Source organism: Ruegeria sp. BC3, assembly GCF_056539265.1.
Genome location: NZ_JBQFUP010000005.1, coordinates 85,923 through 97,367, shown reverse-complemented (window position 1 = coordinate 97,367; position 11,445 = coordinate 85,923). Strand labels below are relative to the sequence as shown.

Sequence of the window (11,445 nt, the reverse complement as noted above, 5' to 3'; positions counted from 1 at the left end):
GCTCTGTCTCCCTCAGATTTCGTTAGCGAAATGTTTCATTACAAGGCGGATCGGGTTCGGGGCCGCCTGCCCCAGACCGCAGATCGAGGCATCACCCATGACCTGACACAGGTCTTCCAGCAAATCCTGATCCCACTTGTCGGCTTGCATCAGCTTCACCGCTTTCTCGCAGCCCGCCCGGCAGGGGGTGCACTGGCCACAGCTTTCATCCTCGAAGAACCGCAGCATATTCAGCGCCGCATCACGCGCGGTGTCCTGATCGGACAGAACCACCACGGCGGCAGAGCCGATGAAGGTTCCATGCGGTTGCAGCGTGTCGAAATCCAGCGGGATGTCATCCATCGATGCGGGCAATAGGCCCGAGGACGGACCACCCGGCTGATAGGCCTTAAAGGTCTGGCCTTCGGCCATGCCTTCGGCAGCTTCGATCACGTCCAGAATGGTCGAGCCTGCAGGCAGCAAGTAAACGCCCGGCTTCGCAACACGGCCCGAGACCGAATAGCTGCGCAGGCCCTTGCGCCCGTTCTTTTCGGTGCTGTTGAGGCATTCCGGCCCTTCGCGGCAAACCTTCGTGACCCAGTACAACGTCTCGACATTGTGCACCAAGGTCGGGCGGTTGAAGACCCCAACCTGCGCCACGAACGGAGGACGGTGACGCGGCAGGCCCTTTTTGCCCTCAATCGACTCGATCATCGCGGATTCTTCACCGCAGATGTAAGCACCGGCACCGCGGCGCAGGTCTATATAGCCGGGCTCAACAATCCCGGCACCTTCCAACGCAGCGATCTCGCGGCGCAGGATTTCTAGAACCGCAGGATATTCGTCGCGCATGTAGATAAAGCAGGTTTCCGCCTCGACCGCCCAAGCGGCGATCAGCATCCCTTCGAGGAAGAGATGCGGCGTGCGCTCCAGATAGTAACGGTCCTTGAATGTGCCTGGTTCGCCTTCGTCGCCGTTAACGGCCAGATAGCGTGGGCCTTCGTTCATGCGAACAAAGCCCCATTTCTTGCCGGACGGGAAGCCGGCCCCACCCAGACCACGCAGACCCGAGGACAGGACGTCCTCCTGCACCTTCTCCCAATCGCCGCCGTCGCGCAGTTCTTTCAGCTTGGCGTACCCGCCGTTGGCCTCGTAGGTCGCGAAGGTTTCATAATCGGGCAGATGCGCGTGGGTGTCACCAGCGGCAATCGCGGCCTGCACCTTTTCAGGGGTCGCATGGTCAATGTGGTTGTGGCCAATTTCCAGCACCGGAGCGGTGTCGCAACGACCCATGCAAGGCGCGCGGACAACGCGGACCTCGGACGGGTCCAGACCGTCCTCCAAAGCCTTCTGCAGTTGCTGGGCACCGGCCATTTCACAGGACAGGGAATCGCAAACACGGATCGTCAGCGCGGGCGGAGGGGTCTCACCTTCTTTGACCACGTCGAAATGGGCGTAGAATGTGGCGGTCTCGTAAATCTCAGCCTGACCGATCCGCATTTCGACCGCCAATGCGGCGATGTGGTCGGCGCTGATATGGCCGTGTTCGTCCTGAATCAAATGCAGGAATTCGATCAGCAGATCGCGACGGCGCGGGCGGTCGCCCAGCAGGCGAGCGATTTCAGCCTGCGCCTCATCCGTGAACTGACGGCCTTTGGGCGTGTGCCGCCCCTTGCCTTTACCTGACTTCCAGACGCCCTTTGGCGCGCCTGATGGCTTGGTGTCTAATGGTGCCATGATGCCCTCCGATTGAGGCTCCGTGTCTCATCAGATTAGCATATCGTCAAATCGCATATTGCAATCACACGATAACGACAGTTTATCACCGTAAAGACGTCATCACAGCACGCAGCGCCTTGACGGTCGGCAATTCGGGATCCCGGCTTAGGGTTGCCAGGCAGATCGGTTTGCTGACGACAGGGTCGACCAGCGGCAACACTTTCGTGCCCTTCAAATCCCCCAGCGCACGGACCAGTACACGGGGGACAACAGTGGCTGCCAATCCTTCGCGCGCCATGACCATCGAGGCGGTGAACCCGCTGGTTTCGGCGACAACATCCGGGTGTAGGCCCTGTTCGGCAAAGATCCGGTCAAGGATGCGCCGGTTTTGCATCTGAGGCTCAAGAAGGCTGATCGGAAATTCTGCCACGCGCGCCCAAGGGATCGGGCCAGTCGCATCGGTCATATGAGACGGGACCAGCAGCACGTAGGTCTCTTCGTAAAGCGGTTGCACCTGCCGCAGATCGGTCCCGATGCTGTCGCCGTAAGTGATACCTGCGTCCAAACTGCCCTCGTCCAATCGGTGCTGGATTGCCGTGGCGGACATGGTTTCGATCCGTGTGATGATGCGGGGATGCGCATCGCGCAAGCGTTTGGTCAAACGTCCGGTGAAGGCAATCGCAGTAGGGATCACTCCCAGAATCAATGTGCCTGTGATCTCGCCCTTTGAGGCAAGCACTTGCTGCTCAAGCGCTTTGGCGTCGTCCAGAATACGCCGTGCACGCTGAACGATCATCTCGCCCTCTTCAGTAAGGCCCTGAAAGCGGTTGGCCCGCCGAACGATCGAGACGCCCAAACGATCCTCAAGGTTGCGAATGCGCATCGAAAAGGCAGGCTGAGAAATCCCGCACTCTTCAGCTGCCTTTGCAAAGTGCTGATGCCGCGCCAGGGCGTTGAGCAATTGAAGGTCGCGGATTTCGATCATTTGGATTTGTCCAGCTGGAAGGCAGGCGTCAGATTATCGCTTTTTTTAGTGTATAAAAGTGCGCACTGCCCAAAATCGGCATACCGTATCTTTTTGGATTACGCGACGGTATCGTGAAAATCAGAGTTTATGCGGGTATTAGTATGACGAACGGCAAATATCTCGACGATCTGGCTGTGGGGGATACCTTCGAAACCGGGGGCATCACACTCACCGAGGGCGGAATTGTAGACTTTGCCCTGGTACACGACCCACAACCCTTCCATGTGGATAAAGACGCAGCGGCGCAGTCAATTTTTGGAGGCCTTGTCGCAAGTGGATTTCAAACCATTGCTCTGACCTTCCGGCTGTTTCGCGACACCGGTGTGCTGAACGGCACAAATCTCGGCGGCCATGGTATGGACGAGGTGCGGTGGCTCGCTCCAGTCTTCTCGGGCGATACAATCCGCGCACGTGTCACGGTCGAATCCATCAAGCCATCCCGTTCAAAGCCTGACAGGGGTACGGTCCGATTCCGCTATCGTTCATACAACCAAAAAGACGTCGAGGTGCTCAGCTACGCCATTGACCACGTCATGGCGCGACGGAAACCCGTCGAGTCAGCATGACGCAGCAGGAAGGCCAAAAGACGTAAGATGACCGCGATATTGGAATTTCAGAAATTGTTCGACGGTTATGTCGCATGCTATCGATCAAATGACCCTGCAGGATGTGCGTCTTTTTTCTCTGACAACGCAGAAATCTTCTCACCTTATGGGCCAGCGGCAAAGGGTCGAAAGGCCATCGAAGCGACGCATGCCGAGTGGATCGACGAAGGGGCGGAGACCAAAGCCATTGAGGTCGTACAGGCCGATATCAACGGCCACATTGGCTGGTGTCTTGCCCGTTTCAGCGAAGGTGCAGCCGATCACGGGACATCGCTTAACGTGTTGTATGAACAGCCAGACGGAAGATGGCTGATCACTCACTGCAGTCTGAACGAAACGGGCTGACGTATACGCTGATCGCGTTCAGGTATTGAACAAGAAGTGCATCACGTCGCCATCCTTGACGATATAGCCCTTGCCCTCGGCCCGCATCTTGCCCGCCTCTTTCGCACCCTGCTCACCATTCGCGGCGATATAGTCGTCATAGGCGATGGTTTCGGCGCGGATGAAGCCTTTCTCGAAATCACCGTGGATTACGCCAGCGGCCTGCGGCGCGGCAGTACCGGTGCGGATTGTCCAGGCGCGGGCCTCTTTCGGACCGACGGTGAAATAGGTTTCTAGTTTCAACAGGTCGTAGCCAGCACGGATCAGACGGTCCAAACCGGCCTCTTCCAGGCCCATCTCTTCGAGGAACATTTGGGCCTCGTCTTCTTCCAGCAGGCTGATCTCTTCTTCGATTTTGGCGCTGATGATGACGTGGGAATTGCCCTGAGCCGCGGCCATCTCAGCCACCTTGGCGGAGTATTCGTTGCCTTCGGCGGCTTCTTCTTCCGAGACGTTGCAAACATATAGCACCGGTTTGGTGGTCAGCAGTTGCAGCATTTTCCAGGCTTTCGCATCCTCATCGGACACTTCGACCAGACGCGCGGGCTTGCCGTTTTCCAGCATCTCTTGCGCCTCGGCCAGCAGGCGGTCCTGCTGTTGCGCCTCTTTGTCGTTGCCTTTCAGCTTGCGCACCAGATTGGCGCGGCGCTTTTCTATGCTTTCCAGATCGGCGAGCATCAGCTCAGTCTCGATGGTGTCGGCATCGGCCACCGGATCGACACGGCCATCCACATGGGTCACGTCACCATCTTCGAAACAGCGCAACACATGGGCAATCGCATCCGTCTCGCGGATATTGGCCAGAAACTGGTTGCCCAAGCCTTCACCCTTCGACGCGCCCTTCACCAGTCCCGCAATATCCACAAAGGTCATGCGTGTAGGAATGATCTGTTTCGAGCTTGCTATGGCCGCCAGCTTATCCAGCCGGGCATCGGGCACGGCAACATCCCCCACATTGGGTTCAATCGTGCAGAACGGGAAATTTGCCGCCTGCGCAGCTGCGGTTTTGGTCAGCGCATTGAAGAGGGTCGACTTGCCAACGTTCGGCAGACCCACGATTCCCATTTTAAAGCCCATAACGGCCTCCTGCATACCATTCGAGCGCAGCTTCTATGCAGGTCGGGGCCAATGCGCAAGGTAGGGGCAACCGAAGATCAACGCAACCAAATGACAACATCAAAATACTGTTACGAAATTGTGCGCTTGCGTATGTTGAAAACTGGGCTTTAGGATCACCAATTAGCGAATTGAAACAAATGAATAGTGAATGCTTGTCATGAAATCTCTTTGCTTTGCCTTTGGGCTGTTATTGGCTGCGACGTCCGCAAATGCACAATCTGTAATACTCGGAGTTGGGTATGCCGGATTGGCAGATAGCCCTTATGAAGATCAGGCTATTTTCGCTTTGGAGTATCAACATCGACCATTTCATGAGGCCGCTCGATTCAGCGCAACATGGGGCAGCGCGCTGTCGGTTGACGTGGATGGCGACTATCACATTGGACTGGGCCTAGTAGGAATCTACACGTTCAGAGACCGCTGGTTTGTCGAAGGCAGTGTTATGCCGGGTTACTACAACGCGTCAAACGCCCAGAATGACCTTGGGGGCAATTTCCAAATCCGCAGCCTGCTTGGAGTTGGGTATACCTTAAACGGCGGCGACAAGCTGTCCGTGGCATTTACCCATAAATCCAACGCCAGCACGGAAGAACCCAACCCCGGATTGAACTCAGTTTTGCTCAGATACCATTTCGCGTTCTGAGCCAACTGGCTCGAACCGGGATTGATTTCCGGGCAAAGTTTCTGCACATCGGGCCTGAACCTGATTGCAAGGACTGCCTATGACCCGTATCGACGCCAAGTTCGCCGCTCTGAAGGAACAGGGAAAGAAGGCGTTCGTCGCCTATATCATGGCCGGAGACCCGGATTTCGAAACCTCGCTTGAAATCGTGAAGGGCCTGCCGAGCGCAGGTGTCGATGTGATCGAGCTGGGCCTGCCCTTCACCGATCCGATGGCGGACGGACCCACGATCCAAGCGGCCGGCCAACGTGCGCTGGATGGCGGCATGACATTGCAGCGAACGCTGGATCTGGCCCGTGCATTCCGCGAAACCGACGACACCACTCCGATTGTGCTGATGGGGTATTACAACCCGATCTATAGCCGCGGCGTTGATAAGTTCCTTGTTGATGCAAAAGAGGCCGGCATTGACGGGCTCATCGTTGTCGACCTGCCGCCGGAAGAGGACGAAGAACTGTGCCTTCCCGCGCAAGATGCGGGTCTGAACTTCATTCGTCTGGCCACTCCGACCACCGATGACAAGCGCCTGCCTCGCGTTCTGCAGAACACATCCGGTTTTGTTTACTACGTCTCGATCACCGGTATCACCGGTGCCGCCGAAGCGCAGGCCACCAATGTCGGCCCCGAAGTTGCCCGGATCAAGTCCGCAACCGATCTGCCGGTGATCGTCGGCTTCGGGATCAACACACCGGAAAAATCGCAAGCCATTGCTTCTGTCGCCGATGGTGCCGTGGTCGGTTCGGCCATCGTCAGCCAGATCGCAGCGGGCAAGCCCACGACCGAGGTTCTGGATTTCGTGAAATCCTTGGCGGACGGCGCGCATTCGGCCTAATCCTGTCGCGAATTGATTTGAACGCAGTCGGCACATACCGGCTGCGTTTTTTGTTGTCTTTTCCAACCCGGCCGTGAGTTACAATTTCGCAGCGTTGCGAGGCCCTCAAATGATTGGTAAACAAAAAGAACCAATCCTGGGAAGGCCGAACCATATGCCCGTTATCACCAATATCGACGACCTGAAACGCATCTACGAACGACGTGTGCCACGCATGTTCTTCGACTACGCCGAAAGTGGCAGTTGGACCGAACAGACATTTCGCGAAAACACCTCGGATTTCGAAGAGATCAGGCTGCGCCAGCGGGTAGCAGTGGACATGGACGGGCGCTCGACCGCGTCGCAGATGATTGGCGAAGATGTGGCTATGCCAGTGGCCCTGGCCCCGGTCGGCCTGACCGGAATGCAGCACGCGGATGGCGAGATGAAGGCCGCCAAAGCCGCTGAAGAGTTCGGTGTGCCGTTCACCTTGTCAACAATGTCGATCAACTCGATCGAGGACGTCGCCGAATACACCAACAAACCCTTCTGGTTTCAGCTTTATACGATGAAGGATCAGGACTATGTCAGCCGTCTGATCCAGCGCGCCAAAGATGCCAAATGCTCGGCGTTGGTCATCACACTGGACCTGCAAATTTTGGGGCAGCGCCACAAAGACCTGAAGAATGGCCTGTCGGCCCCGCCGAAACTAACCGCCAAGACTCTCGCGAACCTGATGACCAAATGGGCCTGGGGGATCGAGATGCTGGGCGCTCACCGACGCGAGTTCGGAAATATCGTTGGTCATGCCGAGGGCGTTTCAGACGCGTCATCGCTGGGCGCATGGACAGCCGAACAGTTCGACCCCAGTCTCGATTGGAACAAGGTCGAAAAGCTGATGGAGCAATGGGGCGGCAAAGTGATCCTAAAGGGCATTCTGGACGCCGAGGACGCCAAGATGGCCGCCAAGCTGGGAGCAGACGCGATCGTCGTGTCGAACCACGGTGGCCGTCAGCTGGACGGCGCACTCAGCTCGATCCGCGTATTGCCCGAGATCATGGACGCCGTTGGCAACGACATTGAGGTTCATTTGGACAGCGGTATCCGGTCAGGCCAAGACGTTCTTAAGGCACTGGCTCTGGGCGCCAAGGGCACGCATATCGGCCGCGCGTTTGTCTATGGGCTGGGCGCAATGGGTCAGAAAGGCGTGACAACGGCGCTAGAGGTCATCCACAAAGAACTAGACACCACAATGGCACTGTGCGGCGAGCGGAACGTCGGCAATTTGGGTCGTCACAACCTTCTGGTACCGCAAGACTTTGGCGGCCGCTGGCAAAAGTAACCTTGGGGGTAAAAGGGGGCGCTGCCCCCGCCGCCCTTCGGGCGACTCCCCCGAGGTATTTTCAGCCAGATGAAGCAGGGGATCCTTTATTCATCTGGCCCCTAATGCCTCGGCGCGCGAGGCAGAGCCTCGCAAAAAACGCGGAACGCAAAAACCCCTTTCCAAACCGGGTGAATCAAGCTAAGGACGCGGCTTCACGCGGGCATACAGCCTTGGAGGATGCCCGCCCTAACATTTGGAGAATTATCATGGCTGGAGAGATTCCTGATCTCGTAGCTCTGGAACGGACGGGGACAGGCAAGGGCGCCGCTCGTCAAGCACGCCGCGACGGCATGGTTCCGGGCATTGTTTTTGGTGGCGATAAAGAGCCGCTGCCTATTCAAATCCCGTTCAACGAACTGTTCAAGCGCCTGAAAGCTGGCCGGTTCAAGTCGACTCTGTGGAACCTGAAAGTTGACGGCCACGAAGACGTTCGCGTCATCTGCCGCGACGTTCAGCGTGACGTTGTCAAAGACCTGCCGACCCACCTGGACCTGATGCGCCTGCGTCGGACCACCAAGATCGCGCTGTACATCCCTGTTGAGTTCATCAACGAAGACGAAGCGCCCGGCATCAAGAAGGGCGGCGTTCTGACTGTTGTCCGTCCGGAAGTCGAGCTGATGTGCACCGCCGGTGATATTCCTGAGAAGATCACTGTTGACGTGACCGGTCTGAACATCAACGACGTTGTCACTATTTCGTCGGTTGACCTGCCCGCAGGGACCAAGCCGACCATCGACCGTGACTTCGTGATCGCCAACATCTCGGCACCGACTGGCCTGTCGACCAGCGAAGACGAAGAAGGCGAAGAAGTGGCCGCAGACGAAGTCGAAGTCGTCGGCCAGGAAGCTGAAGAATAAGTTCAGGCTAAATAGTCCTGAATTTGAAACGGGGTCCTTCGGGGCCCCGTTTTTCATTTTGAAATGCGAATTTTCGCATTTGATGGTTTTCTATGCTAGGCTCCGCCTAAGCGGTTCGGTTTTTTGAACCCCATGCCCATCGAATTCTTCTATGGAGCCTCCGATCATGACATCACAAATTCATTCCCTGCCCGTTTTGCTTTCTGTCATTGGCAGTTTTGTCTGCGTTTCACCCTTAGCCGCTCAGGTGCAGGACACACTGCCCAGCAAGGATGAGGTCGCTGACAGATTCACCTCTGATCATTTCTCGCCCTATGCGGGGCGAAACTTTCCGACCCGTCCCTTGTGGGGAGACACGCACCTGCATACGGACGTTTCCGTCGACGCGGGGACAATGACTCGCCTAAGCCAGGAAGACGCCTTTCGGTTCGCGCGGGGCCATGAAGTTACCACGACGCACGGCCTGCAGGCCAAACTGGCGCGACCGTTGGATTGGCTTGTGATCTCGGACCACGCTGAGATGTACGGGTTGATGCCACAGCTCTTGGGTGGGGATCAGAACATCCTGTCCACGCCTCAGGGAAAGTCATGGTACGACGCTCTGACCAGCAACGACACGGATACAGTCTTTGCCACCGCAATGGAAATCGTCGCATCCCTGTCTGGGGACGAGCCCCCGATCGACAACCCCAAAGCCATTAAGGATGCCTGGCAGGACTACACCACGCTTGCGGATCGGTATAACGAGCCGGGCGTCTTTACGGCTCTGATCGGGTATGAGTGGACATCTGAGGGCGGCGACAACATCCACCGCAACGTGATCTTCCGCGACGGGGCCGCCAGGGCCAATCAGGTGCTTCCGTTCTCGCAGTTCGACAGCAAGAACCCCGAAGATCTCTGGACGCATCTGGCCGACTACGAAGATCGGACAGGTGGGGACGTGCTGGCCATTCCCCATAACGGCAACCTGTCTAATGGCCGTTTGTTCTCGGTCTCAAACTTTGACGGAACACCGCTGACCGAAGAGAACGCACGCCTGCGTGCCCGGTTCGAGCCGGTTATCGAAACCACCCAGATCAAAGGCGACAGCGAGGCGCACCCGTTCCTCAGCCCAGATGACGAGTTTGCGGATTTCGACACGTGGGACGCTTCGAACCTGAACGGAACCGAAGCCAAGACGCAGGACATGCTGCAATACGAGTATTCGCGCGAGGCCTACAAAACCGGTTTGATGCTGGAAGAACAGCTGGGCATCAACCCCTATAAGGTTGGCCAGATAGGCTCTACCGATGCCCATACAGGGATGGCTGCGGTAGAAGAGGAAAACTTCTTTGGCAAGCACTCCGGCGTGGAACCGGAACCGAACCGCTGGGAGCATTTGGTTATTGAAGCCCCTGATCCGGAGTTTTCAATCTATGGCTGGAAACAGGCCTCTGGCGGCTATGCGGCGGTCTGGGCGATGGAGAACACGCGTGAGGCGATTTTCGACGCGCTTGAGCGGCGCGAGGTCTACGGCACTACCGGGTCCCGGATTCTGGTGCGGTTCTTCGGCGGCTGGGATTTCGCGGAAGAGGATGCGCTGTCCCGTCTGCCTGCTGACCTTGGATACGCGAAAGGCGTCCCCATGGGTTCGGACCTGCCAACCAGAACCGGCGATGGGGCACCGAACTTTCTGATCGCAGCGCTTAAAGACCCGTATAGCGGCAACCTCGACCGGGTTCAGGTCATCAAAGGTTGGTTGAACGCAGACGGCACGCGCGGAGAGAAAGTCTTTGACGTTGCGTGGGGCGGCGACCGCGCACCCGGAGCGGACGGCAAGCTGCCTTCAGTCGGGAACACGGTGGATGTGGAAAATGCCACTTGGACCAACACGATAGGCGCACCGGAACTGATCACCTTTTGGCAGGACCCCGAGTTCGATCCGTCACAACGGGCCTTCTATTATGTCCGCGTCATCGAAATCCCAACGCCGCGTTGGACCGCCTATGAAGCCAAGCGTTTCAATGTCCAGATGGACGCGGACGTACCGATGACCACCACTGAACGCGCCTATACGTCGCCTATCTGGTACACGCCCGAGGGCTGAGAGCGACCTTCTGCCCCTGCCCCGTCTGGATTTCTGCGCCGTTTCGGGGCATGAGGGGGCAAAGCGAACAAGGACGCGCGGAGCAGAGCCATGAAACTTTTTGTCGGACTGGGGAATCCGGGTCAGAAATACGCCCGGAACCGGCATAACATCGGGTTTATGGCGCTGGATCGGATCGCCGATGACCACGGTTTCGGACCGTGGAAATCCAAGTTTCAGGCCGAGATTTCTGAAGGCCGGCTGGGCTCGGAAAAGGTACTGTTGGTCAAGCCGCAAACATTCATGAACCGCTCGGGTCAGTCCGTGGGCGAAGCCATGCGGTTCTACAAGCTTGAGTCGACCGACGTGACCGTATTTCATGACGAACTGGATCTTGCCCCGGGGAAAGTTCGCGTCAAAGCGGGCGGCGGGCATGCCGGGCACAACGGCCTGAGGTCGATCCACGAACATATCAGCCCGGCCTATGACAGGGTCCGGCTGGGCATCGGGCACCCGGGTCGCAAGGAAATGGTCTCACCTTACGTGCTGAGCGATTTTGCAAAGGCGGATGCAGACTGGCTGGATGATGTACTGCGGGGCGTTTCCGATGGTGCCGGGCATCTGGCCGATGGTGACGGCGGCAAATTTATGAATGCGGTCGCGCTGCGCACCGCGCCACCGCGGTCATCCAAATCGCCCGCCGCACCTAAAAAACCGGCCGCCGAACCTGCGCCGGAACCCGAAGCCGATAGCAGGTCGGCAATGCAGAAACTATTGGACAAGTTCAAATAGACCCGCTGCATTTGCCGCTAC

Annotated in this window: 11 protein-coding genes; 8 read left to right on the top strand and 3 right to left on the bottom strand. The window is 57.5% G+C overall.

The features are described 5' to 3' along the window. Positions 1–12 precede the first annotated feature (12 nt). Together ACR0MV_RS15070 and ACR0MV_RS15065 are read right to left on the bottom strand one after the other, a co-directional pair. Positions 13–1,716 carry an NAD(P)H-dependent oxidoreductase subunit E gene (locus ACR0MV_RS15070; protein WP_480702636.1) on the bottom strand — a complete coding sequence of 568 codons (1,704 nt, stop codon included), beginning with the start codon at positions 1,714–1,716 and terminating at the stop codon, positions 13–15. An 85-nt stretch (positions 1,717–1,801) separates the two neighbouring features. Beyond that, entirely contained in the window at positions 1,802–2,683 is an 882-nt protein-coding gene (locus ACR0MV_RS15065; RefSeq protein ID WP_170426760.1) for a LysR family transcriptional regulator, read from the bottom strand. A 143-nt stretch (positions 2,684–2,826) separates the two neighbouring features. On the opposite strand from ACR0MV_RS15065, the gene ACR0MV_RS15060 reads away from it, so the two are divergent. Both ACR0MV_RS15060 and ACR0MV_RS15055 read left to right on the top strand, forming a co-directional pair. Further along, a complete protein-coding gene (locus tag ACR0MV_RS15060) occupies positions 2,827–3,291 on the top strand; it encodes a MaoC family dehydratase (protein WP_480702634.1) in 465 nt (154 codons plus the stop codon). 27 nt (positions 3,292–3,318) lie between these two features. Then, positions 3,319–3,675, top strand: coding sequence for a YybH family protein (locus ACR0MV_RS15055; RefSeq protein WP_480702633.1), 357 nt, complete (start codon positions 3,319–3,321; stop codon positions 3,673–3,675). Between the two features lie 18 nt (positions 3,676–3,693). Here ACR0MV_RS15055 and ychF read toward each other — a convergent pair whose 3' ends face one another. Next, positions 3,694–4,791 carry a redox-regulated ATPase YchF gene (gene ychF, locus ACR0MV_RS15050; protein ID WP_475201880.1) on the bottom strand — a complete coding sequence of 366 codons (1,098 nt, stop codon included), beginning with the start codon at positions 4,789–4,791 and terminating at the stop codon, positions 3,694–3,696. 199 nt (positions 4,792–4,990) lie between these two features. Here ychF and ACR0MV_RS15045 point away from each other — a divergent pair, with 199 nt between their 5' ends. The 6 genes from ACR0MV_RS15045 to pth all read left to right on the top strand — a co-directional run bounded on the left by ACR0MV_RS15045 (position 4,991) and on the right by pth (position 11,424). Beyond that, on the top strand, positions 4,991–5,476 hold the full coding sequence (locus tag ACR0MV_RS15045; protein ID WP_170426764.1) for an acyloxyacyl hydrolase: 486 nt from the start codon (positions 4,991–4,993) through the stop codon (positions 5,474–5,476). A gap of 79 nt (positions 5,477–5,555) precedes the next feature. Beyond that, positions 5,556–6,347: a tryptophan synthase subunit alpha gene (gene trpA, locus ACR0MV_RS15040; RefSeq protein WP_170426765.1), complete on the top strand. Its 792-nt coding sequence runs from the start codon at positions 5,556–5,558 to the stop codon at positions 6,345–6,347. A gap of 154 nt (positions 6,348–6,501) precedes the next feature. Next, positions 6,502–7,668 carry an alpha-hydroxy acid oxidase gene (locus ACR0MV_RS15035; RefSeq protein WP_480702632.1) on the top strand — a complete coding sequence of 389 codons (1,167 nt, stop codon included), beginning with the start codon at positions 6,502–6,504 and terminating at the stop codon, positions 7,666–7,668. 248 nt (positions 7,669–7,916) lie between these two features. Next, positions 7,917–8,567, top strand: coding sequence for a 50S ribosomal protein L25/general stress protein Ctc (locus ACR0MV_RS15030; RefSeq protein ID WP_480702631.1), 651 nt, complete (start codon positions 7,917–7,919; stop codon positions 8,565–8,567). 166 nt (positions 8,568–8,733) lie between these two features. Further along, the gene (locus tag ACR0MV_RS15025) at positions 8,734–10,653 is read left to right on the top strand and encodes a DUF3604 domain-containing protein (protein WP_480702630.1); all 1,920 of its coding nucleotides are present in this window, start codon (positions 8,734–8,736) and stop codon (positions 10,651–10,653) included. Positions 10,654–10,743: 90 nt separating this feature from the next. Continuing rightward, the gene (gene pth / locus ACR0MV_RS15020) at positions 10,744–11,424 is read left to right on the top strand and encodes an aminoacyl-tRNA hydrolase (protein WP_480702628.1); all 681 of its coding nucleotides are present in this window, start codon (positions 10,744–10,746) and stop codon (positions 11,422–11,424) included. The last annotated feature ends 21 nt before the right edge of the window (positions 11,425–11,445 follow it).

What these genes read in the sequence shown, in the direction of transcription:
- ACR0MV_RS15045 (WP_170426764.1), top strand. Translation starts at nt 4,991, where the DNA reads ATGAAATCTCTTTGCTTTGCCTTTGGGCTGTTATTGGCTGCGACGTCC.
- ACR0MV_RS15070 (WP_480702636.1), bottom strand. Translation starts at nt 1,716, where the DNA reads ATGGCACCATTAGACACCAAGCCATCAGGCGCGCCAAAGGGCGTCTGG.
- pth (WP_480702628.1), top strand. Translation starts at nt 10,744, where the DNA reads ATGAAACTTTTTGTCGGACTGGGGAATCCGGGTCAGAAATACGCCCGG.
- ACR0MV_RS15030 (WP_480702631.1), top strand. Translation starts at nt 7,917, where the DNA reads ATGGCTGGAGAGATTCCTGATCTCGTAGCTCTGGAACGGACGGGGACA.
- ACR0MV_RS15065 (WP_170426760.1), bottom strand. Translation starts at nt 2,683, where the DNA reads ATGATCGAAATCCGCGACCTTCAATTGCTCAACGCCCTGGCGCGGCAT.
- trpA (WP_170426765.1), top strand. Translation starts at nt 5,556, where the DNA reads ATGACCCGTATCGACGCCAAGTTCGCCGCTCTGAAGGAACAGGGAAAG.
- ACR0MV_RS15060 (WP_480702634.1), top strand. Translation starts at nt 2,827, where the DNA reads ATGACGAACGGCAAATATCTCGACGATCTGGCTGTGGGGGATACCTTC.
- ACR0MV_RS15035 (WP_480702632.1), top strand. Translation starts at nt 6,502, where the DNA reads ATGCCCGTTATCACCAATATCGACGACCTGAAACGCATCTACGAACGA.
- ychF (WP_475201880.1), bottom strand. Translation starts at nt 4,791, where the DNA reads ATGGGCTTTAAAATGGGAATCGTGGGTCTGCCGAACGTTGGCAAGTCG.
- ACR0MV_RS15025 (WP_480702630.1), top strand. Translation starts at nt 8,734, where the DNA reads ATGACATCACAAATTCATTCCCTGCCCGTTTTGCTTTCTGTCATTGGC.
- ACR0MV_RS15055 (WP_480702633.1), top strand. Translation starts at nt 3,319, where the DNA reads ATGACCGCGATATTGGAATTTCAGAAATTGTTCGACGGTTATGTCGCA.